At 63.8% G+C, this 21,236-nt stretch carries 24 protein-coding genes; 6 read left to right on the plus strand and 18 right to left on the minus strand.

Annotation, left to right across the window (positions count from 1 at the left end; all coding sequences use genetic code 11):
• Nucleotides 1-42: 42 nt before the first annotated feature.
• The 3 genes from nadA to RBA95_RS06305 form a co-directional block, all read right to left on the minus strand.
• Nucleotides 43-1,176 (minus strand): quinolinate synthase NadA, encoded by a 1,134-nt coding sequence (gene nadA, locus RBA95_RS06295; protein ID WP_306015992.1) that lies wholly within the window; start codon nucleotides 1,174-1,176, stop codon nucleotides 43-45.
• Between the two features lie 211 nt (nucleotides 1,177-1,387).
• Complete coding sequence (locus RBA95_RS06300; protein ID WP_306015993.1) at nucleotides 1,388-2,371, minus strand: NAD regulator; 984 nt, start codon at nucleotides 2,369-2,371, stop codon at nucleotides 1,388-1,390.
• The gene (locus RBA95_RS06305; protein ID WP_371933593.1) at nucleotides 2,368-3,024 is read right to left on the minus strand and encodes a YfbR-like 5'-deoxynucleotidase; all 657 of its coding nucleotides are present in this window, start codon (nucleotides 3,022-3,024) and stop codon (nucleotides 2,368-2,370) included. Before RBA95_RS06305 ends, RBA95_RS06300 begins: the two co-directional genes overlap by 4 nt.
• A 96-nt stretch (nucleotides 3,025-3,120) precedes the next feature.
• On the opposite strand from RBA95_RS06305, the gene RBA95_RS06310 reads away from it, so the two are divergent.
• From RBA95_RS06310 to RBA95_RS06320, 3 genes are all read left to right on the plus strand, one after another.
• Nucleotides 3,121-3,957, plus strand: coding sequence for a universal stress protein (locus RBA95_RS06310; RefSeq protein ID WP_306015996.1), 837 nt, complete (start codon nucleotides 3,121-3,123; stop codon nucleotides 3,955-3,957).
• A 36-nt stretch (nucleotides 3,958-3,993) separates the two neighbouring features.
• Nucleotides 3,994-4,374, plus strand: a complete 381-nt coding sequence (locus RBA95_RS06315; protein WP_306015997.1) for a hypothetical protein — start codon at nucleotides 3,994-3,996, stop codon at nucleotides 4,372-4,374.
• 217 nt (nucleotides 4,375-4,591) lie between these two features.
• Nucleotides 4,592-5,803, plus strand: a complete 1,212-nt coding sequence (locus RBA95_RS06320; RefSeq protein WP_306015998.1) for an ammonium transporter — start codon at nucleotides 4,592-4,594, stop codon at nucleotides 5,801-5,803.
• A 99-nt stretch (nucleotides 5,804-5,902) separates the two neighbouring features.
• Here RBA95_RS06320 and RBA95_RS06325 read toward each other — a convergent pair whose 3' ends face one another.
• The 4 genes from RBA95_RS06325 to RBA95_RS06340 all read right to left on the minus strand — a co-directional run bounded on the left by RBA95_RS06325 (nucleotide 5,903) and on the right by RBA95_RS06340 (nucleotide 9,619).
• Entirely contained in the window at nucleotides 5,903-6,964 is a 1,062-nt protein-coding gene (locus tag RBA95_RS06325) for a hypothetical protein (protein WP_306015999.1), read from the minus strand.
• A 1-nt stretch (nucleotide 6,965) separates the two neighbouring features.
• Complete coding sequence (locus tag RBA95_RS06330) at nucleotides 6,966-8,111, minus strand: beta-ketoacyl-ACP synthase III (protein WP_306016000.1); 1,146 nt, start codon at nucleotides 8,109-8,111, stop codon at nucleotides 6,966-6,968.
• Nucleotides 8,112-8,202: 91 nt separating this feature from the next.
• Nucleotides 8,203-8,769 (minus strand): DNA-3-methyladenine glycosylase I, encoded by a 567-nt coding sequence (locus tag RBA95_RS06335; RefSeq protein WP_306016001.1) that lies wholly within the window; start codon nucleotides 8,767-8,769, stop codon nucleotides 8,203-8,205.
• A 19-nt stretch (nucleotides 8,770-8,788) separates the two neighbouring features.
• The gene (locus RBA95_RS06340; RefSeq protein ID WP_306016002.1) at nucleotides 8,789-9,619 is read right to left on the minus strand and encodes a folate-binding protein YgfZ; all 831 of its coding nucleotides are present in this window, start codon (nucleotides 9,617-9,619) and stop codon (nucleotides 8,789-8,791) included.
• Nucleotides 9,620-9,710: 91 nt separating this feature from the next.
• Between RBA95_RS06340 and RBA95_RS06345 the strand changes: the two genes are divergently transcribed.
• Nucleotides 9,711-10,673 carry a glycosyltransferase family 9 protein gene (locus RBA95_RS06345; RefSeq protein ID WP_306016003.1) on the plus strand — a complete coding sequence of 321 codons (963 nt, stop codon included), beginning with the start codon at nucleotides 9,711-9,713 and terminating at the stop codon, nucleotides 10,671-10,673.
• 1 nt (nucleotide 10,674) lies between these two features.
• Here RBA95_RS06345 and RBA95_RS06350 read toward each other — a convergent pair whose 3' ends face one another.
• Complete coding sequence (locus RBA95_RS06350; protein ID WP_306016004.1) at nucleotides 10,675-11,061, minus strand: TIGR02301 family protein; 387 nt, start codon at nucleotides 11,059-11,061, stop codon at nucleotides 10,675-10,677.
• A 57-nt stretch (nucleotides 11,062-11,118) separates the two neighbouring features.
• Nucleotides 11,119-11,523 carry an NUDIX hydrolase gene (locus RBA95_RS06355; protein ID WP_306016005.1) on the minus strand — a complete coding sequence of 135 codons (405 nt, stop codon included), beginning with the start codon at nucleotides 11,521-11,523 and terminating at the stop codon, nucleotides 11,119-11,121.
• 37 nt (nucleotides 11,524-11,560) lie between these two features.
• Here RBA95_RS06355 and RBA95_RS06360 point away from each other — a divergent pair, with 37 nt between their 5' ends.
• Nucleotides 11,561-12,229, plus strand: coding sequence for an SOS response-associated peptidase (locus RBA95_RS06360; protein WP_306016006.1), 669 nt, complete (start codon nucleotides 11,561-11,563; stop codon nucleotides 12,227-12,229).
• 18 nt (nucleotides 12,230-12,247) lie between these two features.
• Here the strand turns inward: RBA95_RS06360 and RBA95_RS06365 are convergent, their stop codons facing one another.
• From RBA95_RS06365 to RBA95_RS06400, 8 genes are all read right to left on the minus strand, one after another.
• Entirely contained in the window at nucleotides 12,248-13,048 is an 801-nt protein-coding gene (locus tag RBA95_RS06365) for a 3-hydroxybutyrate dehydrogenase (RefSeq protein WP_306016007.1), read from the minus strand.
• A 106-nt stretch (nucleotides 13,049-13,154) separates the two neighbouring features.
• Nucleotides 13,155-13,934, minus strand: coding sequence for a peroxide stress protein YaaA (gene yaaA, locus RBA95_RS06370; protein WP_306016008.1), 780 nt, complete (start codon nucleotides 13,932-13,934; stop codon nucleotides 13,155-13,157).
• Nucleotides 13,935-14,016: 82 nt separating this feature from the next.
• Entirely contained in the window at nucleotides 14,017-15,417 is a 1,401-nt protein-coding gene (locus RBA95_RS06375; RefSeq protein WP_306016009.1) for an FAD-binding oxidoreductase, read from the minus strand.
• A 59-nt stretch (nucleotides 15,418-15,476) separates the two neighbouring features.
• Nucleotides 15,477-15,800 (minus strand): GrlR family regulatory protein, encoded by a 324-nt coding sequence (locus RBA95_RS06380; RefSeq protein WP_306016010.1) that lies wholly within the window; start codon nucleotides 15,798-15,800, stop codon nucleotides 15,477-15,479.
• Between the two features lie 49 nt (nucleotides 15,801-15,849).
• Entirely contained in the window at nucleotides 15,850-16,833 is a 984-nt protein-coding gene (locus tag RBA95_RS06385; protein ID WP_306016011.1) for an L-threonylcarbamoyladenylate synthase, read from the minus strand.
• 37 nt (nucleotides 16,834-16,870) lie between these two features.
• The gene (locus RBA95_RS06390) at nucleotides 16,871-17,425 is read right to left on the minus strand and encodes a YceI family protein (RefSeq protein WP_306016012.1); all 555 of its coding nucleotides are present in this window, start codon (nucleotides 17,423-17,425) and stop codon (nucleotides 16,871-16,873) included.
• Nucleotides 17,426-17,541: 116 nt separating this feature from the next.
• Complete coding sequence (locus RBA95_RS06395; protein WP_306016013.1) at nucleotides 17,542-18,147, minus strand: cytochrome b; 606 nt, start codon at nucleotides 18,145-18,147, stop codon at nucleotides 17,542-17,544.
• Nucleotides 18,148-18,150: 3 nt separating this feature from the next.
• A complete protein-coding gene (locus RBA95_RS06400; protein WP_306016014.1) occupies nucleotides 18,151-18,759 on the minus strand; it encodes a YceI family protein in 609 nt (202 codons plus the stop codon).
• Nucleotides 18,760-18,908: 149 nt separating this feature from the next.
• Between RBA95_RS06400 and RBA95_RS06405 the strand changes: the two genes are divergently transcribed.
• Entirely contained in the window at nucleotides 18,909-20,693 is a 1,785-nt protein-coding gene (locus RBA95_RS06405) for an acyl-CoA dehydrogenase (protein ID WP_306016015.1), read from the plus strand.
• A 3-nt stretch (nucleotides 20,694-20,696) separates the two neighbouring features.
• Here the strand turns inward: RBA95_RS06405 and RBA95_RS06410 are convergent, their stop codons facing one another.
• A complete protein-coding gene (locus tag RBA95_RS06410; protein WP_306016016.1) occupies nucleotides 20,697-21,083 on the minus strand; it encodes a hypothetical protein in 387 nt (128 codons plus the stop codon).
• Nucleotides 21,084-21,236: the final 153 nt, after the last annotated feature.

The raw sequence follows: 21,236 nt of genomic DNA on the forward strand, positions 1-21,236 counted from the left end.
ACCACAGAGGACAACGCCCGCCGAAGCGGGCGCTTGTTGTGATCAGACCGCCACGTAAGGCACGTCGGCCAGCGGCTTGCCGGTGTCAAAGCTCGGCGGATTGTCGGCCTTGGGCAGGTCCAGCATGGCTTGCAGGCTGGCCTTGGCTTTCTCCGCAATCACCGGGTCAACCTCGACCTCATGCTTCATGTCGCGCAGCGCTTCATAGATATTGGTCAGGCTGATGCGCTTCATGTGCGGGCACAGATTGCACGGCTTGATGAACTGCACGCCGGGGTTCTCGACAGAGACATTGTCGCTCATCGAGCACTCGGTGATCAGGATCGCCTTTTTCGGCGCCTTGTCTTTGACATAGGCGGCCATCGCCCCGGTGGAGCCGGCGAAGTCAGCCGCGGCCATCACTTCGGGCGGGCATTCAGGGTGGGTGATGATCACCGCTTCAGGGTGCGCGTCGCGCAGATCCTGAATGTCCTGCGGCGTAAACTGCTCGTGCACTTCGCACTCGCCCTGCCAGGTCAGGATCTTGATGCCGGTCTGGGCGGCGACGTTTTTTGCCAGATACTGGTCCGGGATCATGATGACCGTATCGGTGTTCCACTGTTTGGCCACGGCCTCGACCACCTGAACGGCATTAGAGCTGGTGCAGCAGATGTCCGAATACGCCTTCACCTCGGCGGACGTGTTCACATAGGTGACGATGGGATAGTCGGGATAGGCCGCCTTGATCGCCTGCACATCCGCGCCGGTGATGGAGCTGGCGAGCGAGCAGCCCGCTTCCATGTCGGGGATCAGGACGGTCTTGTTCGGCGACAGGATCTTGGCGGTTTCGGCCATGAAGTGGACGCCCGCCTGCAGGATGATGTCTTCTTCCGCTTCGGCGGCGACCTGGGCGAGTTTGAGGGAATCCCCTGTGATATCGCCCACGCAGTTGAAGATTTCCGGCGTCATGTAGTTGTGCGCCAGGATGGTCGCGCCGCGCAGGGCCTTGAGCTGGTTGATCGCGTCGATGAGCGGCGCGAAGGCCGGCCATTCCATCGGGGTGACCACGTCTTTCACGCGGGCATAAAGATGGTCGGTGCGCGCCTTGACGGCGTCGTCGTATGCCAGCGCGCTCGCCTCGGGCCAGATACGCTCGGCGGCGTCCTTACCGGTGTCGGTCCAGCTCATGCCGTCCATGGTCATCCTCCTTCGGCCCCTTATGTGCAGACTTATGCTCGATATGAGCATTTCAGGGGCCTTAAACGACGGCGATCACTCAGGAGTGTCGCCGACCTTTTGCTCTACATGAGCCTAAGTGGGGGCGAATATACGCCGATGGAAGGGGGAGGCAAGTTGAAACTTTCATGACGGCGCCGGCGCTCACCTGATGGTGAACGGGGCTTGCAGCTCAGCCTTCCTTGGCGCGCGGTATGGACAGGCCCAGGGCGGCGCCGGCGGTCAGGTTCTCCCGGGCGAAGCGGTAGAGCTCGGCGGGGCGGCCGCCGGTCTGGCTTTCCACCCGGCCCGTGCCCGCCACAAAGCCTGCGCGATCGAGCGCGCGGCGGAAATTCTGCTTGTGCAGCGGGAAGCCGGAGACGGACTCCACGACCCGCTGCAGGTCGGACAGGGTGAAGCTGTCGCTCATCAGCTCGAAGACCACCGGGCGATACTTGATCTTGCCGCGCAGGCGCGACAGGGCGGTGGCGAGGATGCGGCGATGGTCCGACGCCATGGCGACACCCATGCCTTCGGGGGCGGCGTTGGGCTCGCCCCGATCCCGCGCCGCCTCTGCGACCAGCCCGGCTTCATACAGCAGCTCGTAGCGATCCAGCGCGCGTTCTTCATTCCAGAGCGCGCCATCCAGACCGAAGGTGGCGCGGACACGGTCAAAGCGCGCGGCGCGGCGGCCCGGCGCGGCGGCTTCATCACACCAGGAGCGCAGGGCGGGTTCGATCACCTTGGTCAGGATGGAGGGGCGGCCCGTCCGATGGTCTTCCCAGGGAAAGAAACGCGTCCAGCTGTCCCAGTGCGCCTCGGTATTGTTCAAGGGGCGCGCGTCCGGCGTCAGGCCCAGATAGCCCACTGACAATACGCGCGCATCCTGCGCGCCGGCCAGCGCGGCCAGCGGCGCTTCGCGGCCCCGATCGCCAAAGGTGTAAAGCTGTTCCACATAGCCGAGCTCAAACCCGGTCTGGTCGCGCACCCATTCGCGCAGGCCGATCTCGAAGGTGCGGTGGGCGCTGGGGTTGAACGGGCCGAACGGCATGGCCGGTTCGCCGCCTTCCACGCTTTCGGTGACCAGCACTTTGAGCTCGCCTTCGGAGGCGGCGAAGATCACGGCGTTCAGTCCGACCACGAGCGGCTGGATGGCGGCGTTCAGATCCGGCTTCATCGCCCAAGCTCTCCTTCGGTCGCCGCGTGCAGTTCGGAAAAGCGCTCCAGGAACAGGGCCTGGGCGGCTTTGACGGGCAGGGGATTGATTTCCACCTTCGCCTCGACCGGAGGACGGCCGAACAGCTTGCGCCCTTCCTCCACCGAGAAACCGGCGATCTGGACCGCCTCGTGATAGGCGCAGATCCGGTCGGCGCGCTTGATCGTGGTCTTGACCGTCTTGGGCAGTTCGGGCGGCAGGCCGTAACGCATGTGGATCGCCCCTTCCAGCCGGGCTTCAAAGGCCTTGTAGTCATACCCCAAAGCCGCCTTGAAGGGCGAGATCATATCGCCGATCACATATTCCGCCGCATCGTGCAGCAGGGCGGCGAGCCGCCATTTGGCGGGCCAGTCCGGCTCTAGCAGGCCGCACAGCTGTTCTACGACGACCGAGTGTTCGGCCACGGAAAAGGCGTGATCGCCCATGGTCTGCCCGTTCCAGCGCGCCACCCGCGCCAGCCCCTGGGCGATGTCGTCGATCTCCACATCGAACGGGGACGGGTCCAGCAGGTCGAGCCGGCGCCCGGACAGCATGCGCTGCCAGGCGCGAGCCGGTTTTTCAGCCGCCGGTTTGCCCTCGTTTCGTGCTGACCGCGCCACTTTGTCCCGCTCCATTCGGCTTACATTCAATTCCGTCGTATCCTGAAACAGCGTAAGTTCAAGGATAGCTGCTGAAGATTTGGCGGCGCCACAACCCCTTGGGAGGATTTGATGAAGCCCGAACGCATTCTGGTCGCCCTGCAAGGCTCTGACAGCGACGTCACACCGCTCAAGGCGGCGTGCGCGCTGGCGCCGCTGTATGATGCGGACCTCCGGGGGCTGTTCGTCGAGCCCGATCCCGCCGCCTACATGCTGTGGACGGGGCCCGGCGCCGCCGGCGCGTCCGTCGTGTCCTCCGCCATAGACACGGTGCGTGAAGAAGCCGCCAAGGCCTGTGAGGATGCCAAGCAACGGTTTGAGGCGTCCATCAGCGAACATGACCTGACAGAGGCTGCGAGCTTCAAGCGGGTGACCGACAGCCCGTCCGAAGCCGCCGAGCAGGCGCGTCTGGTCCGCCTTCTGGTGACCTGTCCGCGCGCCGCCGCTGGGCGCGGGCCGCTGGCGGACTTCACAGCCGCCTGCATGGTCGAGGAAGGTTGCCCGATCTACGTGCCGCGCCAGGGCGCGATTCCGCCCAAGACGATCGCCGTGGCCTGGGATGGCTCCAAGGAAGCCTCCCGCGCCGCCTTCGCAGCGGCGCCCCTGTTCCGCGAGGGGGTTGAGGTGACGGTTCTGCACAGCGCCCGCAATCTTGATTATCACGACCGCGCCGCCTCCGCGCCCAATCGCCTGACGAACTGGTTGTCGGCCCGTGGCGTGAAAACCCAGACCCGGGAAATCGAAGGCAAGGGCGGTCTCGGCGACGCGCTGATTGATGCCGCGGACAAGTCCGACCTGCTGGTGGCCGGGGCGTATGGCCATTCGCGCATCGCCCAGTTTATGTTTGGCGGCGTGACGCGTGAATTGCTGACCGCCGAGCACGGCCCGTCCCTGCTGATGGCGCACTAATTTCCTTATCTGAAAAGACAAAGTGAGGAGGCTGGAATGGCTTTGACCCGTCTGACCCTGCGGCTGAGCCGCAATCCCGAAGCCGGTTTTCCCGGCGGCGACGATTCGCGGGGCTATGTGATCACCGCGCCGCTCGACAAGGACGGCAAGCTCGATGCGGCTCTGTGGCGCGCCAACAAGAAGGCTTGCACCGTGCTCCGGTTTTCTCCGGACGAGGATGAGAAAGCCGATGGCTGGCTGACCCATCGCGGCAGCAACTGGTTCTTCCACTATGACGAGGAACAGGAAGGCCCGGACGAGCCCGTTTACAAGCTGGGCGAACACACGCTCCGACATGGTGATTACGTCACCATTCACGAGGCGGACGGTGATGATCTTGTCCACAAGATCACCGAAGCGACCGAGGTGAAGGCCTAGGCAAGGCCTCCTTTGACCGGACGACAAAGCCCCGGCGCCCCAGGCGTCGGGGCTTTTTGATGGCCGGCCTGAATGGCCCTGCTCGAAAGCCGAGCAAAGGCGCCTTATTTTTTGGCGAGTGCGGTGGGCTGCATCTCAAATCAGGATCGAACGCTGACAGCCAGACCGGCTCGGGCGCAGGTTTGTCCGTGCAATCGGGCGAAGAGGAGCGCGAGAGATGGATCAGGTTCAGTTTTCAGGCGGCGATGTGGCGTGGATTCTCACGGCCTGTGCGCTGGTCTTGATGATGACCTTGCCAGGGCTCGCACTGTTTTACGGCGGCATGGTGCGCCGTCAGAACGTCCTCTCCACGCTGATGCAGTCACTGGGCGCGGCCATGGTGGTCTCGCTGGTCTGGGTGATTGCAGGCTATTCCTTCGCATTCTCCGGGGACGGTCCGCTGTTTGGCGGGTTCGGGAAAGTCTTCCTGAACGGATTGTCGCTGGACAGTGAGGCGGCGGGTTTGCCCGAAGCGGTTTTCATCCTGTTCCAGATGACGTTTGCGATCATCACCGTGGCGATCATCGCCGGGGGCGCGGCTGAACGGTTGAGCTTCAAGGCCTGGATGGTGTTCGCGCCGATCTGGCTGCTGGTCGTTTATGCGCCGATCGCGCACTGGGTCTGGGGTGAAGGATTTTTATACGACGCAGGCGTTCTGGACTTCGCCGGGGGGGCCGTAGTCCATATCAACGCCGGTGTAGCGGGTCTGGTGCTGGCGCTTAAGCTGGGCCCGCGGCGCGGCTGGCCCAAAGAGGGTCAGCCGCCCCACAATCTCGTGCTGACCGTGATCGGCGCCGGCCTTCTGTGGGTGGGCTGGTTCGGTTTCAACGGCGGTTCGGCGCTGGGCGCGAATGCGCTGGCGGCCCATGCGGCACTGGTCACCCAGATCGCCGCGGCTGCGGCGGCCCTGACCTGGGCGGTGCTCGAATGGGTGCTGCGCGGCAAGCCGTCCGTGCTCGGCGCTGCGTCGGGCGCGATTGCAGGCCTTGTGGGCATTACGCCCGCGGCGGGCTTTGTGGAGCCGTACGCCGCTTTCCTGATCGGCGTGCTGACCAGCATAGTCGCCTATTGGGGCGTCACCGGTCTGAAGAAGCTGGGCAAGTATGATGACAGCCTGGACGCCTTTGGCCTGCACGGCGTGGGCGGGTTGGCCGGCGCGATCCTGACAGGGGTGTTCGCCTCTTCCGCCATTGGCGGCACGCCCGGCGCGGTGGAAGGCAATGTCCTGCTGGTCTTCACCCAGACCTGGGGCGCGCTGGCGGCCGCCGCCTGGTGCGGCATCGCCACCTTCGTCATCCTGTGGCTCATGGAACGGGTGATGAAACTGCGCGTTGAAGAGGAAGACGAGGTGACCGGCCTCGATGTGGCGCTGCACGGGGAGAGCGCCTGACACAGAGTTTCGCCGGGCGGCGGTGCAAAACGCAGCCCGGCGCTACAGTTTCCTCCCTGACTGGTCCCGCTTCGGCTTTGCGCCGGAGCGGGTTTTTTTTTAGATCGCCAGCAGGGTCCGGACGAAGGCGGTCAACGCCTTCACCGAAGTCGTTTCTTCATTGGTGTGATAGTTATAGGTCGGCAGCTGCAGCGTGGCGCCGGCATACTGGCCCTGGCTGTCCGCGGTGATCCGCCCCAGCTCGGTCAGGCCCATGGATTTGAGCGGCAGCTCGCGCCGTGTCCGGGCGTCGTTTTCCCGGGCGATGAAGCTGTCCTTGAAGATCATGGGGGCGCCGGCCCGACTGGCGGCGGTCTCAAGGCGGCTCACCATGGCGTCATGAAAACTCGCCGTGGCGTCGCGTCGACGCAAGATGACGGCGCCCGCCATGCAGGCCGCCGCGTCATCAAAGGGCGAGGTGTCACACACCACCAGCTCCGTGGTGGGGGCCAGACCGCCGGCCTGGGCCCAGCTCAGGAAATGACCGGCGGAGCGTCCGATCTCTTCTTCGGCGGTAACGACGATCGTGCCCTTGAGACCGAATTCAGCGGTGACGCGCAGGGCCGCCAGGGACACCGGATTGTCCAGCTGGCCGGACACATGTCCCGATTTGTTGCGCGTCACATCGCGTGCGAAGGCGATCGGTGTTCCGCCGGGCAGAGGCGGCAAGTCGTCAATGTCGACAACCAGCCGGCGCTCATCATCAAGATAGGCGCGCTTGATCGTGCCATAGGCCAGGCGGCCGCCTGTCTTGCGATCATAGGCAAAGACATCCTCGCCCTCATACCGACGAGAAACGGTGGCGGTGAAGGCTTCGGTATGCGTCGCGTTGTCGTCGTATTTGAGGTTCTTGATCGCCTGCGCGGCATAGATGGGCTTGCCATCTTCCGCGATCACCGCGCCATGCCGGTCGGCATGGGCGAGATAGACAGGGCCGGGCTCATGCAAGGAGATGACGCACAGATTGGGAGCGCGTTCGACCTGGCAGCCCAGAGCGCCGAAATCACGGGCCAGATGATCGAGAAACGGGGTCTCGTGCCCGACCACCGAAGGGAAGTCGAGATATTCATTGGTCTTCGCCAACACGCGGGCGAAAAGCGTGTTATCGGCGGGCTGGTTCACCTCACAGACGCTCCACGAACACGGTGCCGGCGGAATATCCGGCGCCAAATGAACAGATCACGCCTTTCTGGCCTCCGGTGAAGTCATCGGAATGCTTGTGGAAGGCGATGATGGAGCCCGCCGAGGAGGTGTTGGCGTATTCGTCGAGAATGGTGGGCGCGTCTTCGCCGCCCGCTTCGCGTCCGAACACCTTCTTGGCGATCATCAGGTTCATGTTGATATTGGCCTGGTGCAGCCAGACGCGGCGCATATCGTCCGCTTCAAGGCCCAGCTCGCCCATATGGGTACGGATCATCTCCGACACCATGGGAACGACTTCCTTGAACACCTTGCGGCCCTCCTGAACGAACAGCTTGTCGTCCTTGGGCGCGAGCAGGTCTTCCTGGCCGGCTTCGCCCGTGGGGCGCTCAGCGCGGTTCAGGAAGCCGAAATTATTGCGGATATTGTTGGAGAACTTGGTCTTGAGCTTGGTGCCCAGAATGCGCCAGCCGCCTTCACCAAGGTCTTCGCGCTCCAGCAGGATGGCGGTGGCCACATCGCCGAAGATGAAGTGGCTGTCGCGATCACACCAGTTCAGGTGCGCCGAGCAGATTTCCGGGTTCACCACCAGAATGGCGCGGGCATGACCGGCGGCGATCTGGTCGGCGGCGGTCTGGATGCCGAAGGTGGCCGAAGAACAGGCGACATTCATATCAAAGCCGAAGCCGTCCTCGATGCCCAGCGCGTCCTGGATCTCGACGGCGACCGCCGGATAACCGCGCTGCAGGTTGGAGGCGGCGACGATCACGCCGTCCACGTCCGCCGCGCTTTTGCCGGCGCGCTCGAGCGCGTTCTGGCACGCTTTGACGCCGATTTCGGCCAGGATTGAGACTTCAGTGTTCTCGCGCGCCGGAATGAAGGGTTTCATGCGCTTGGTGTCCAGCACGCCCGCTTTGTCGATGACAAAGCGCGACTTGATGCCGGACGCCTTCTCGACAAATTCGGCCGAAGACGGCGACAGGGGTTCAAGCTCGCCGGCCTCGATGGCGGCGGCATGCTCCTCATTGTACTGGGCGACGTAGGCGTTGAAACTCTCCACCAGCTCTTCATTGGAAATGGAGTTGGCGGGCGTCCACAAGCCTGTGGAACGAATAACGGCCGCGGTCATGAAAGGCTCCGACGCAAGATTCTAGCACTTTAGGGGGCGCAACTTAGCCGCACCTGCGTCGCAGCGCCAACCGCTTCCACGCAGCAAAGCGCTATTTTGTAACTTGGCTATGGCGATGGCAGCCGATCAGATGGTCATTGACCATGCCGACAGCTTCCATGAAGGCATAGACGATGACCGGTCCGCAAAACTTAAAGCCCCGCTTTTTCAGATCTTTCGCGATTGTCTGGCTGAGCTCGGTCTGGGTCGGAACCTCGGCCTGGCTGGCATAGCGGTTCACCAGGGGCGCGCCGTCCATGTAGCCCCACAGATAATCGGAAAAATCCTCGCCGCGCTCGGCCATGTCGAGATAGGCCTGCGCATTGCCAATGGCGGCGCTGATCTTGGCGCGGGAGCGGATAATGCCGCGATTGGCGAGAAGGCGCTCCATGTCGGCGTCGTCGTAACGGGCGATCCGTTCGGGATCGAACCCGTCAAAAGCGTCACGCAGCGTGTCGCGTTTGCGCAGGATGGTGATCCAGGCGAGCCCGGCCTGAAACCCGTCCAGGATCAGCTTTTCCCATAACGCCCGCGAATCCCATTCGGGCACGCCCCATTCGGTGTCGTGATAGGCGACATAGAGCGGATCGGTTCCGCACCAGGGGCAGCGCTCGGTCATGGGAGTCCTTCCGTTGCGCTTACAGGCTGTGGAGGGTGTCGGACAGACTGACCGGCGCGTCGTTCGCCGTCAGGGCGTCGCCCGCGTCCAGCCCGTCCTTGAGCCGGTCGATGCGCAATCGCGCCAGGGCGTCCAGGCCGGCTGTGCTGGTGATCGCGCCCAGGGCGGTGCCGCCGACGGACACCGGGTCGCCCGTGCTCAAAGGCGTCTCGGCCTTCAGCCGCACCGTGCGCTTTCTGACGCCGCCCTTGCGATGCATCCGGCTGGCGACTTCCTGGCCGACAAAGCAGCCCTTCTTGTAATTGATGCCCGATAGCAGGTCATGGTTCACATCGGTGGAGAAGACCTCGGACGGTCCGTAATCCGGGCCCATTTCGGGTGCGCCCGCCTGGATGCGGGCGGCGTGATAGGCGTCGACATCGCTGTCGGGACCGCCCGCGGGGGCAATCGCGCGCCAGCCAATCTCGGCATTGCGTGGATCGGGCGCGGCGCTCAACGCCACCGTGCGCAGCTCCTCAACCGGTTCACCCGCGGCCGCGATCACGCTGAGATCGTCGCGCAGGGTGATCGTGGCCTCCGCGCGCATGCGGTACAGCGTGAACCGTTTGAGCAGGGCGTCCGCCTCGCTCGCCGGCACGTCAAAGAGCAGGCCCGCTTCGTCATCATCATAGATGAAGAGGTCGGCGAGCACCTTGCCCTGGGGCGTGAGCAGGGCGGAGAACATCGCCGCGCCCGGTTTCACGCCTTCGGGCCCCTGGGTCAGGACGCGCTGGAGAAAGCCATGCGCCTCAGAGCCTGTAATGGCGATGACGGCGCGGTCGGGCAGGGTGGTGAGATAAGGCTGGGTCATTCCCGATAGATGGGGGTGAAGCGGGCGCGCGATCAAGTGGGCGCGCTTCAGACTGGCGCCCGGCGTCATGTCAGGCTAAGTGCGTGCTTCCATGACGCGCATCCTTTTCATCACCGCCACCCGCATCGGCGACGCCATCATGAATATGGGCGTGCTGGATCATCTGATCTCGCACAATCCCGACGCGCGCATCACGGTGGGTTGCGGCCCGCTGGCGGCGCCGCTGTTCCGCGCGATCCCGCAGGTGGAGCGCGTGATCGTCATGAAAAAGCAAAAGGGCGGCGGGCACTGGCTCAAGCTCTGGCGTGAAAGCGTCGGCCATCGCTGGGATATGGTGGTGGATTTGCGCGGCTCGCTGACCAGCTGGTTCCTCTGGGCGAGACAGCGCTTCGTCAAGCGCCCGAACCCCAAGGCCGGCGTGAGGCACAGAGTCGAGGAAGCGGCCGCGGCGCTGCGTCTGGAGACCACGCCGGGCACGCGGCTCTGGCTCGATGCTCCGGGCCAGGCGCGCGCGGATCGGGAATTGCCTCAAGATCAGACCGTGCTGGCCCTGTCGCCGGCGGCGTCGGCCGTGTTCAAGGAATGGGCGCCCGAGCGGTTTTCAGAGCTGGCCTTGCGCCTGACGGCGGAGGACGGGCTGCTTCCCGGCGCCGCCATCGCGATTTTCGGCGGTCCGGGCGATGAAGCGCGGGCGGATGCGGTGAAATCCGGGATCGAGGGGCGCACCGTCATCGATCTGACCGGCCAGCTGGATCTGGTGGAAGCGGCGGCCTGCCTCAAGCGTGCGGCGCTGTTTGTCGGCAATGATAGCGGGCTGATGCATATGGCCGCTGCCGTCGGCACGCCGACGCTGGGTCTCTTTGGTCCGACCGATGAACGTCTGTATGCGCCCTGGGGCGAGCTGGCCCGGATTGTCCGCGCCGGTGATCGGTATGACGAACGCGAGCGCCGGGCGCTGGCCGACACCTCGCGCGAATCCCTGATGGGCGCCTTGCAGGTGGATGCGGTGGAACGCGCCGCCCGGGACTTGATGACGGACGCGCAAACGCTCTGAGCTATTGCAGATAGGTGCGCCGCAGCTGCTCGCTCAGGGCTTCGCCTTCGGCGGCGAGACTTTGACGCACCATCTCCTCTTCCGCTCCGCACCGCGGATTGCGGCGCTCCTGGATGCGGAACCCCTCATTGAAGCGGTCCACCAGACGCTGGCGATAACCGCCGCGCGTAGGCGCTTCATGGTCGAGCAGTTCGACCATGGCGTCGCGCCAGTCCTGGGACTGGCGGCCTTTGCAGGCGAAGTCGAGATAATGCATTTCGCCCATGACCCGGGCGAGGGATTCCACCGGATAGGGATCCTGATAGCCCGGCGGACGCACGACTTTCTGCGCCGCCGCCATCGGGGCGAGCGTGAGCATCAGCCCCAGCACCAGACAAAGCGTTCTCATCACCATAAGCTGTTCCTGTACGCGGAACGGGGCGAATTCAAGGCCGAAGCGCTCAGATCAATCATGCTTGCGGCGCCGGGCGCTCTGCTGAAGGGCCGTGCGGGTGTCGTCCCAGGAGACCAGCTCGCAGGCCTTCTCCAGCGGGAAGAAGGCGGCGTCCAGCGCGTCATCCCCCGCTTGCGGTTCGCCCTCGATCCAGTCCGCAGAAAAGTCCGCCATCACGTAATGGCCGTGCTCGGTGATGGATTCATAGACATCGATCAGGGCGTCGACCCGTGCGGTGATGCCGGTCTCCTCCATGACTTCCCGCAAACCCGCCTGATGCAGGGTTTCGCCAAACTCCACCTTCCCGCCGGGTATGGACCAGCAGCCCTGAAAGGGCGGATTGGCGCGGCGGATCAGCAAGACCTCGGTTTCGCGCCAGACCACGAGGCCGACACTGATGCGGGGCAGATCCTTCATGCTTGACCTCTCGGGCGGACGGGGTGAGGAGACAGGGATGTGCGGTCGTTATGTCATGACTTTGAGCCTGGTCCAGCTTGAAGCCCTGTTCGGGAAGCTGGATCGATTGAACTATCCGCCCAGCTGGAATGCGGCGCCGACCCAGTCCTTGCCGATCATCCGTCTGGGGCGGCAGTCAGATTTCCGTCTGACGAATGTGCGCTGGGGGCTGGTGCCGCATTGGTCCAAGACCGGCCCGGACGGATCAAAACCGTTGATCAACGCCCGTTCGGAAACCGCCGCCGACAAGCCCAGCTTCCGCCAGGCGCTGGCGCGTCGTCGCGCGCTGATCCCGGCGGACGGGTTCTATGAATGGTCCAAGGATGAGTCCGGCGCCAAACAGCCCTGGTACATTACCCGGACGGACGGTCAGCCCATGGTGATGGCGGGGGTGTGGGAGCGCTGGGGCGAAGGGGCGGACCGGGTCGACAGTTTCGCCATCCTGACGACCGCCGCCAGTAACGACATCGCCCATATCCACCATCGCAGCCCGGTCTTCATTCCCGAAGGCCGGTTTGCCGACTGGCTGAACCCTGAAAGCGACCCGCAGCCCTTTCTGACCGCGCCGCCAGACGGGTCGCTGACGCTGCGCAAGGCGTCCAAACGGGTGAATTCGGTCAGGGAAGACGATGCCGGGCTGATCGACGGCGAGGACAGTTCGCTCTGAGCGCCTGGTCGTTCGCCGCTATTTCGCGGTCCAGCCGCCATCAATGGTGATGGCGTTGCCGTTCACATTCGCCCCGTCATCGCTGACGAGATAGAGCAGGGCGCCGGTCAGCTCATTATAGGTGACGAACTTCTTGGTGGGCTGAGCGGACAGCATGACATCGCGGACCACCTCATCCTCGGAAATGCCGCGCGCTCTGGCGGTGTCCGCGATCTGGTTCTCCACGAGCGGCGTTTTCACATAGCCCGGATTGATGCAGTTCACGGTGATGCCGTCTTCGGCGGTTTCCAGCGCCACGGTCTTGGTCAGGCCCATCATGCCATGCTTGGCGGACACATAGGCCGCTTTGTAAGGACTCGCACGCAGGGCGTGGGCGGAGGCGATGTTGACGATCCGGCCCCGGCCTTGTTCGCGCATGATCGGCACGGCGTGCTTGATGGTGTGAAAGGCGCTGGTGAGGTTGATGCCGATAATGGCGTCCCACTTCTCGGTGGGGAACTCATCAACTGGCGCCACATGCTGGATGCCGGCGCAATTCACCAGCACATCCACTCGCCCAAGCTCTGTCCTGGTGAAGGCGATCAGATCCGCGATCTCGTCGGGATTGAGCATGTTGGCGCCGTGATAGAGCACCTTCACGCCATAGGCGTCGGCAAGGCGCTGACGCTCTTTCTCGATCTCATTTGCATCGCCAAGGCCGTTGATGACGATGTCGGCGCCGTTCGCCGCCAGCCCTTCGGCCATGTGCAGGCCAATGCCGGACGTCGAGCCGGTAATGACGGCGGCATAGCCGGACAGGTCCACACGGATCGAGCTCATGAACGGGTCTCCAGAAGTCGGGAATCCAGAGCTTCAACAGGTGATGAATTTCGCAGCCGCGTCAAGTCCGGATCGCTCCTGATGGCAGGTGCGGACGCGTCCGGGCTCAGCTTTTCTTGGGCGGTTGAGGCCGGGTGAACAGCAGTTTGTCCGCGGTCGAGCCGTCAGCGTCGAAGCGATAACCGTCCTCGTTGAACTGGGACAGCTGGTCGGGATCCTCGATCCGGTTCTCGATGATCCAGCGCGCCATCATGCCGCGCGCTTTCTTGGCGAACACCATCAGGGCGCGCAGCTGGCCGTCTTTCTCTTCCTTGAAGTCGACGCTGATCACCGGAACGCCCAGCGATTTCAGCTTCGCCGCCTTGGAATACTCATTGGACGCCAGATTGATGACAGCCTTGGAGGGATGGCCTTCCAGGTCGGCGCTGAGCTGGTTGGCGATATCCTCGCCCCAGAAATCATACAGATTGCCGCCCTTGGGCGTTGTCAGCTTCGTGCCCATCTCAAGGCGATAAGGCTGAACCGTGTCGAGCGGGCGGAGTACGCCATAAAGCCCCGACAGGATGCGCAGGCGCTGTTGCGCCCATTGCAGGTCTTCCGAAGACAGAGACGGGGCGTCGAGACCGGAATAGACCTCGCCGTTGAATGCCATTGCGGCCGGGCGCCCCTCGGTGCTGTCCGGGTCAAACGCCTTGAACCGCTCGCGATTGAGGTCGGCCAGATCATCGCTGAGATGCATCAGGGATTTGATATCACTGGCTGAGAGCTTCGCCGTGGTTTTCGACAACTCCTTCGTCCGGTCCATCAGGGCCGGGCGGGTGGCGGTCGGGGCGTGACCGCGTTCGGAAAAGTCGAGCTTCTTGGCGGGCGAAAGCAGAATCAGCATGGGCGTCTCCGTCAGCTATGCGGCAGAGATAGGGGCGCGCCCCCTGCGGCGCCAATCAATTTAACCGGTCAATGCCATTGATTTAGTCTATACCCAGCATGACCCGCGGATTCATGATCGCGTTGGGATCAAGGGTCTGCTTGATGGCGCGCATGACCGCCACCTCGACCGGTTTGCGTTTGGCCAGCTCGCTGCGCTTGAGGATGCCCACCCCATGTTCGGCGCTGATCGAGCCGCCATGCTTGTCCACCAGGTCATAGATCGCGTCTGTAACCGGGGCGCAGGACGCCACGAAATCATCGCCGGAGCCCGGCGTTTTGCGCGCCACGTTGAAGTGCACATTGCCGTCGCCCACATGGCCGAAGGCGATGATCATCGCGTCCTCGAGCATGGCTTCGGCCCTTGCGGTCGCCTCTTGCATGAAGGCGGGCATGCGCGAGACCGGCACGGAGACATCGTGCTTGGCGGCCTTGCCATGGGCTTTTTCAGCTTCGGGAATGCCCTCGCGCAGCGCCCAGAATTCGGCCATTTGCGCTTCGGTCTGAGCCAGCGCCGCGTCTGAGACCAGACCCGCTTCAAAGGCGCTTTCGAGCGCGCTTTCCATCATCGACTGGGCGCGATCGGTTTCCGGACTCACCAGCTCGATCAGCACGGTCCAGTCAGGATCGGAGTCCAGCGGATGACGCGCGCCGGGCAGGTGATGCACAGCGAGATCGAGCCCGATCTTGGGCATCAGCTCGAACGCCGCGACCGAACCCGTGGCGTCTTTCATATGCCCCAGCAGCTCCACGGCCTGGGCCGGGCTCTCGACAGCCGCGATGGCGACCGCGGTCGAGGCGGGCCGGGCGAACAGCTTTAGCGTCGCCGCGGTGACAACGCCCAGCGTGCCTTCCGCACCGATGAAGAGCTGCTTGAGATCATAGCCTGTATTGTCCTTGCGCAGGCCCGACAGGTCTGACAGGACGCGGCCATCGGGCAGCACCGCTTCAAGACCCAGAACCAGCTCGCGCATCATGCCATAGCGCAGCACATGCACGCCGCCAGCGTTTGTGGAGATCAGCCCGCCGATCATCGCCGAGCCCTGCGCGCCCAGAGACAGGGGGAAGAGCTTGCCGCGCGCCCTGGCGGCGTCCTGCACGCTTTCCAGGATCGCGCCGGCCTCACAGGTCAGGGAGTCATTGTCCGCATCAATGGTGCGGATCTGGTTCATCCGTTTCAGTGACAGCACCACCTCGCCCTGGGGCGTTGATCCGCCGACCAGGCCCGTATTGCCGCTTTGCGGGATGACGGTCACGCCGCCTGCATTGCACAGCGACAGGATCCGGCTGACCTCGTCAGTGGTGGAGGGCTTGAGCAGCAGCGGGGCGTCGCCCTGATAGCGTCCGCGCCAGTCGCGCACATGCGGCGCCAGCTCGTCAGGATCCTCGCTCCAGGCTTTGGGATCGAGAGCGGATTTGAGGGCGTTGAGCGTGTTCGTGGTCATGGCCGCAGTGTGCAATCGCCGCATTGCACAGAACAAGACCCGATCCGCGTCAGAACCGCCTAATCGGCGACTTTTTCCAGTACCGCCTCAAAGCGCATGGACGGGGCGGCGTCCGCACGGCCCTGGAAGACATAGGAATCGCCTTCGCGCTTGCCGGTCAGGGTCAGGGCGAACTTGTCGAACTCCCCGAAGACGGAGAGCCGGGAGGGGTCGTGATTGGTCACGACCATCTTCACCTGAAGCTCATTATCGGGACCGGAGACCGAGCCGACATAATACATGCCCGAATCCCCGCCCATGACCTTCTGGTCGTGAATGGTGATCACGCCCTTGGCGTCATCCAGCGGGGTGCGGAAAGAGGCGATATAGAGACCGTTGTTCATGGCGAGCGTTCTATCATCCAGAGTCTGAATGCAACCTTGAGCAGTTGTTCTAACGCTCTGCAGCCGCACGTCTGAGGCGGTCGTTTATCGCTTCGCCCAATCCTGTTTCTGGAATGGGGGCGACAGCGATGCGGTCACTGACTGAATCAAGCCAGCGCAGAGCAGTAAACAGATTCGAGGCGGCCTCGACTAGGTCGCCCTTCTCGGAAAGATTAAAAAATACAATATCATCGCGTCTTGGTTGCGCGCCAAACCCCAAATAGGATTCTCCGGCTTTCGGCTGAGTTGCATCCAGCCTGACCTGCGCGTTTGGCGCGTAATGACTGGTCAATTGGCCCGGCGCGGTGGGCGCGCTCTGATTCGTCGACTGCGATTGAGCAATGGGTCCGCACACCGGTTCCAGCGCCTCGCGCGCCGCGCCGCCGGGACGCAGAATGACCGGTCCGGACGGGTCGAGCAGCGAGAGGATGGTGCTTTCCACCCCGACCGGACAGGGCCCGCTATCCAGGATCAGATGGATGCGGCCGTTCAGGCTGTCCTTCACATGCTGTGCGGTGGTGGGGCTGATCGTACCTGAGGCGTTGGCGCTGGGCGCGGCCAGCGGCGCGCTGAGCCGGGCCACCAATGTTTGAAGCGCCTTCGACCGGGGCAAGCGCACGGCCAGGCTGTCGAGACCGGCGGCGGCGAGATCGCTGACCGGGGAGGGCGCGCGCTTGTGTGACACGAGCGTCAGCGGCCCCGGCCAGAACGCCTTGGCGAGAGTTTCCCCCGTTTCGCCCAGATCGATCAGCGTTCGGGCGCGCTCAAGGTCATCCACGTGGCAGATCAGCGGATTGAAGCTGGGCCGCCCCTTGGCCTCATAGACGCCCGCGACGGCCTCGGAATTGGTGGCGTCACAGGCCAGCCCGTAGACCGTTTCCGTTGGCAGGGCGACGCACCCGCCGGCCTTGAGAATCCGCACGGCCTCGTCCAGCGCGGACGGATCATCCGCAGCAAGGATCGGCGTGTCGGAAGGCAAAGGCGGGCGGGTCATGGCGGTTAGGTAATGGGGGGCTCAGCGCGACGCAATCTTACTCCTGCGCCGCATCCGCCTCGATATGCAGGTCCAGGCTCACCTCTTCGCCGGCGCCGTCCCAGTCGCTGCCGCCAACGTCATAGCTGCGGCTCATCACGGTCATCTGGCCCTCGGCCACTGCACGCTCGCCATTGATATCGAGGGTGAAGGTCAGAACGGCCGGGTTCTCCTCGCCCTTGAGGGTCAGGGCGCCCTCAGCGCGATAGGTCTCGCCCTCGCGCGTAATGGTGTCGGAAACAAAGACCGCTTCGGGAAAGCCCGAGACATTCAGGCCGGCGCGCCCGCGCAGGGTTTCGAGATAATCAGAATTGCCGATCACCGCCGATCCGGTCCGGACCACAGCGCGAATGCTGGCCGCGTCCAGATTGTCGGGATCGAGGGTGATCTCAGCGGAAAAGTCCTCGAAACCGCCTTCGACCGTGCTGCCAAACGCCTGGGTTTCAAAGCGGATCTCGCTGGCGTCCTGATCCAGGATCCAGTCCTGGCCGAGCGCCGGAGCGCCCAGGGTCAAAGCCGCAGCGAGCGGGGCGATCAGGGAAAGCGTGCGCATAAGGACCTCCTTTGCGAAGCGGGCTGAATGCCGCGCCGTTGCTCCATCAGATACGATGGCGGCGCGGGCATACAAGCCAGGCCTTGCGAAAGGGGGTGCTTCCAGATCGGAAACGATCAGTCCTGTGCGTTTTGGGGCGGCACGTTCAGTCCCGGAACCATGCGGTTCAGAACCCCGTCGCGATCGAGGAAATGGTGCTTGAGCGCGGCGCCGGCATGCAGCGCCAGCAGCACCAGGATCACCCAGCCGCCCGCACTGTGCGCGCTGCCTAGGACCTCATGCACGGCCTCGACATCGGGGACCGGCAGGCCGGGCAGGTTGAACCCTTCGATGTTGAACAGGCGTGTGGGCAGCGAGCTGTTGGACACCATCGCCCAGCCGATCAGCGGCATGCCGATCATCACCCCATAAAATCCGATATGCGCCGCCCGCGCGCCCAACGCTTCCCAGGGTTTCATGGTCGCGGGCAGGGCGGGAACCGGATGGGTGAACCGCCAGCCCAGCCGCGCCAATGACAGGAGCAGGACCAGAATGCCGGCGGTCTTGTGCCAATTATAGACGGCCTGGACCTGGCCGAAGCTGATCTCGCCAGCGCGGGCGGCCTCGCCCAGGTCTTCCATCCACCAGCCGACAAACACCAGGCTGACCAGCATGACAGCGATCAGCCAGTGCAGGATGATCGCGACCGTTGTGTAACGCTTGGCTTCAGGGGTGGCGGTCATGGCTTACTCCTGTTGGTCGCGGAGGAATTCCGCTTCGATCCGGACCACCACTGTATCGCCGATCAGATTTCCGGGAAGCCGCCCAACCCCAAAATCAGTGCGGTTTATTGTCATATCCGCGCCAAATCCCAAGGCCTGACGCCGTTCCAGGGGATTGAAGAGGCCGCCGTAAAACTGAGTTTCCAGAACAACAGCTTGCGTAACGCCCTTGAGCTGGAGCTGGCCGTGGATGCGGCCCGTATCCGCCCCTGTCACCTCGATCCGGTCGGATGTGAAGATGATTTGCGGATGGGCCTCACAAGCAAACCAGCCGCCGCCGCACAGCGTGGCGTCAAAGGCGCGATCGCCGGTGGAGATCGAGGCTGCGTTGATGATGGCGGTCAGCTGCGCGTCCTGTGGTCGCGCGGGATCAAAATCGAGCCTCGCGTCAATCTCGTCAAAGCGACCCGTATACCAGGACAACCCCATGTGCCGGATCCTCCACACCGTGCTGGCATGGGCGGGATCGAGCGCCCAGGCCCCTGCAGGCAGTTGCGCCGGGTCCTGGACCGGGGCGGAGACGCAGCCAGCCAGGCTGGCGGAAATGAGAGCGCATATGAGCAGTCGCAGCATGATCAGATCACCTCTGTGAATGCCCGTAACATAGGTCATGAGGAACGGTGCGACACGCGGTCCTGCCCAAAACCCTGTCAGCCGACTCCCGCTTTGCAGCAAACGCGCTATGTTCGGACCAAACGTTACGCTGGAAGGGAAACCTCACCATGAGCTACCGCGCCCCGGTTCGCGATATCCGTTTCGCCCTGGAAGAAGTCGCTGCGCTGGACAGCGTGAACGCGACGGGCGCCTTCCCGGAGTTTTCTTCGGATCTGACGCCGGCCATCCTGGATGAGGCCGCCAAGCTCGCCAATGATGTGCTGGCGCCGCTGAACTGGTCCGGCGACCAGCAGGGCTGCACGCTGAAAGACGGCGTCGTGACCACGCCGGACGGGTTCAAGGACGCCTATGCCCAGTTCGTCGAAGGCGGATGGCAAGGGCTGCAATTTCCGTCCGACATGGGCGGTATGGGCCTGCCCAAGGCGCTGGGCTGTGCGCTGATGGAGATGCTGCAATCATCCAATATGGCGTTCGGCCTGGGGCCGATGCTGTCGTTTGGCGCGATTGAATCGCTGATCGCTGTCGGCTCGGATGAACAGCGCGAGCTGTATCTGGGCAAGATCCTGTCGGGCGAATGGTCGGCGACCATGAACTTGACCGAGCCGGGCGCCGGCTCTGATGTGGGCGCGCTGCGCACCAAGGCCGAACCCAATGAGGACGGCTCGTGGGCGATTTCGGGCCAGAAGATCTACATCACCTGGGGCGAGCACGACTGCGCCGAGAACATCATCCACCTGGTGCTGGCGCGCACGCCGGACGGCGCGCCGGGCACCAAGGGCATCTCGCTCTTCATCGTGCCGAAATTCATTCCCGACGCGGACGGCAATCCGGGCGAGCGCAATGCGCTGCAGGCGATCGGGCTTGAGCACAAGATGGGCATTCACGGCTCGCCCACCTGCACCATGGAATATGACGGCGCCAAGGGCTGGCTGCTGGGCGATGAGTTCAAGGGTATGGCCGCCATGTTCATCATGATGAACTCCGCGCGCCTGAATGTGGGCGTGCAGGGCGTCGGCATCGCCGAGCGCGCCTATCAGCAGGCGCTGGCCTATGCGCAGGATCGCAAGCAGGGCCGCGCCATCAATATGGATGACCACGGGCCGCACGCGATCATCCACCATCCCGATATTCGTCGGTCGCTCGCCTTGATGAAGGCGAAAATCGAAGCCGGTCGGGCGATTTGCTACCATGCGGCGGTCGAAGCCGATCTGGGTGAATACATGCAGGAGGCGGACGAGAAGGCCTGGTCCAAGCGCCGCGAGGATTTGATGATCCCGATCGCCAAGGCCTGGTGCACCGATATGGGCGTGGATGTCGCCTCCATGGGCGTGCAGGTGCATGGCGGCATGGGCTTCATTGAGGAAACCGGCGCCGCCCAGCATCTGCGCGATGCGCGGATCGCCCCGATCTATGAAGGCACAAACGGCATTCAGGCCATCGACCTTGTGGGACGCAAGCTGGCCCGCGATGGCGGGACCGCCATGGGCGAGCTCATCGAGGATGTGCGCCAGACCATCGAGGATTGCGCCACCAGCTCGAACCCCGAGCTTCCGGTGCTGGCCGAAGCGCTGAAACCGGCGTGCGACGCGCTGGAAGCGGCGACCGCCTACATGCTCAACGCGTCTGATCAGGACCGGCTCGCCGGCGCCACGGCCTATCTCAAGCTGGCCGGTGACGTGACGGGCGGCTGGCTTCTGTGCGTGGGCGCCGTGGCGGCCCAGCGCAAGATCAAGGAAGCCGATGGCGATGAGGGCTACGCCCGGGCGCGCATATCCATCGCCAACATCTTCGCTCAGAGTGTTCTCACCGGGGCCCAGGGCCTGCTGGGTGAGATCAAGATCGGCTACGACCCGCTCTTCGCGCCGGGTGAAGGCGTTCTGGAAAGCGCCTAGGCGCTAGATCCAGAACCCGGTCGGGTCAGGGTGCGGGCGGCCGTCCACAAGACGGATCAGCCCCACCGCCGCCCGGATCGCCAGCCAGATGGTAGCCAAGAGCAGGATCAGACCGCCGATCAGGAAGATCCAGGTCAGCGCGCCCACAATGACCATGGCCAGCCAGTACCAGAAGGTGCGGATCTGGTAGCGGAAATGGTTCTGCACCAGCGGGTCGGCATTGTCCTTGCGCACATAGCCCAGAATGGCTGCGATCAGCACGGTCACCCCATTGCTGATTCCCACCAGCAGCAGGGCGTAGTTGATGACGGCCAGCACGCGATCGCTGTTCTGGTCGCGTGCGCTCGGCGCATCATCAGGGTTCGGGGGAGAGGTGTCGGTGGGGGCCATGCCGGATCTCCGCAATTTGCCGGAAGCGTTTGATGTGACCTTTATAACTCAGACGGTCCGTCCCTCGCGCGTCAAGTGAAGACCCTGTCAGCTGTAACCTTGTCAGGCGCCAATAAGCATTGTGAACTGGGGTCTGCGAGTTAATCTTTAACT

The sequence above is a fragment of the Oceanicaulis sp. MMSF_3324 genome (assembly GCF_030733545.1).
Taxonomy (GTDB): Bacteria; Pseudomonadota; Alphaproteobacteria; order Caulobacterales; family Maricaulaceae; genus Oceanicaulis.

Bases quoted from the DNA above. Each gene is read 5' to 3' on its own strand.
- RBA95_RS06315 (WP_306015997.1), top strand. From the start codon at position 3,994: ATGGCTTTGACCCGTCTGACCCTGCGGCTGAGCCGCAATCCCGAAGCC.
- RBA95_RS06360 (WP_306016006.1), top strand. From the start codon at position 11,561: ATGTGCGGTCGTTATGTCATGACTTTGAGCCTGGTCCAGCTTGAAGCC.
- RBA95_RS06365 (WP_306016007.1), bottom strand. From the start codon at position 13,048: ATGAGCTCGATCCGTGTGGACCTGTCCGGCTATGCCGCCGTCATTACC.
- nadA (WP_306015992.1), bottom strand. From the start codon at position 1,176: ATGGACGGCATGAGCTGGACCGACACCGGTAAGGACGCCGCCGAGCGT.
- RBA95_RS06350 (WP_306016004.1), bottom strand. From the start codon at position 11,061: ATGAGAACGCTTTGTCTGGTGCTGGGGCTGATGCTCACGCTCGCCCCG.
- RBA95_RS06310 (WP_306015996.1), top strand. From the start codon at position 3,121: ATGAAGCCCGAACGCATTCTGGTCGCCCTGCAAGGCTCTGACAGCGAC.
- RBA95_RS06320 (WP_306015998.1), top strand. From the start codon at position 4,592: ATGGATCAGGTTCAGTTTTCAGGCGGCGATGTGGCGTGGATTCTCACG.
- RBA95_RS06375 (WP_306016009.1), bottom strand. From the start codon at position 15,417: ATGACCACGAACACGCTCAACGCCCTCAAATCCGCTCTCGATCCCAAA.
- RBA95_RS06395 (WP_306016013.1), bottom strand. From the start codon at position 18,147: ATGACCGCCACCCCTGAAGCCAAGCGTTACACAACGGTCGCGATCATC.
- RBA95_RS06385 (WP_306016011.1), bottom strand. From the start codon at position 16,833: ATGACCCGCCCGCCTTTGCCTTCCGACACGCCGATCCTTGCTGCGGAT.
- RBA95_RS06335 (WP_306016001.1), bottom strand. From the start codon at position 8,769: ATGACCGAGCGCTGCCCCTGGTGCGGAACCGATCCGCTCTATGTCGCC.
- RBA95_RS06330 (WP_306016000.1), bottom strand. From the start codon at position 8,111: ATGACCGCGGCCGTTATTCGTTCCACAGGCTTGTGGACGCCCGCCAAC.
- RBA95_RS06345 (WP_306016003.1), top strand. From the start codon at position 9,711: ATGACGCGCATCCTTTTCATCACCGCCACCCGCATCGGCGACGCCATC.
- RBA95_RS06355 (WP_306016005.1), bottom strand. From the start codon at position 11,523: ATGAAGGATCTGCCCCGCATCAGTGTCGGCCTCGTGGTCTGGCGCGAA.
- RBA95_RS06305 (WP_371933593.1), bottom strand. From the start codon at position 3,024: ATGGAGCGGGACAAAGTGGCGCGGTCAGCACGAAACGAGGGCAAACCG.
- RBA95_RS06405 (WP_306016015.1), top strand. From the start codon at position 18,909: ATGAGCTACCGCGCCCCGGTTCGCGATATCCGTTTCGCCCTGGAAGAA.
- RBA95_RS06340 (WP_306016002.1), bottom strand. From the start codon at position 9,619: ATGACCCAGCCTTATCTCACCACCCTGCCCGACCGCGCCGTCATCGCC.
- yaaA (WP_306016008.1), bottom strand. From the start codon at position 13,934: ATGCTGATTCTGCTTTCGCCCGCCAAGAAGCTCGACTTTTCCGAACGC.
- RBA95_RS06300 (WP_306015993.1), bottom strand. From the start codon at position 2,371: ATGAAGCCGGATCTGAACGCCGCCATCCAGCCGCTCGTGGTCGGACTG.
- RBA95_RS06410 (WP_306016016.1), bottom strand. From the start codon at position 21,083: ATGGCCCCCACCGACACCTCTCCCCCGAACCCTGATGATGCGCCGAGC.
- RBA95_RS06390 (WP_306016012.1), bottom strand. From the start codon at position 17,425: ATGCGCACGCTTTCCCTGATCGCCCCGCTCGCTGCGGCTTTGACCCTG.
- RBA95_RS06400 (WP_306016014.1), bottom strand. From the start codon at position 18,759: ATGCTGCGACTGCTCATATGCGCTCTCATTTCCGCCAGCCTGGCTGGC.
- RBA95_RS06380 (WP_306016010.1), bottom strand. From the start codon at position 15,800: ATGAACAACGGTCTCTATATCGCCTCTTTCCGCACCCCGCTGGATGAC.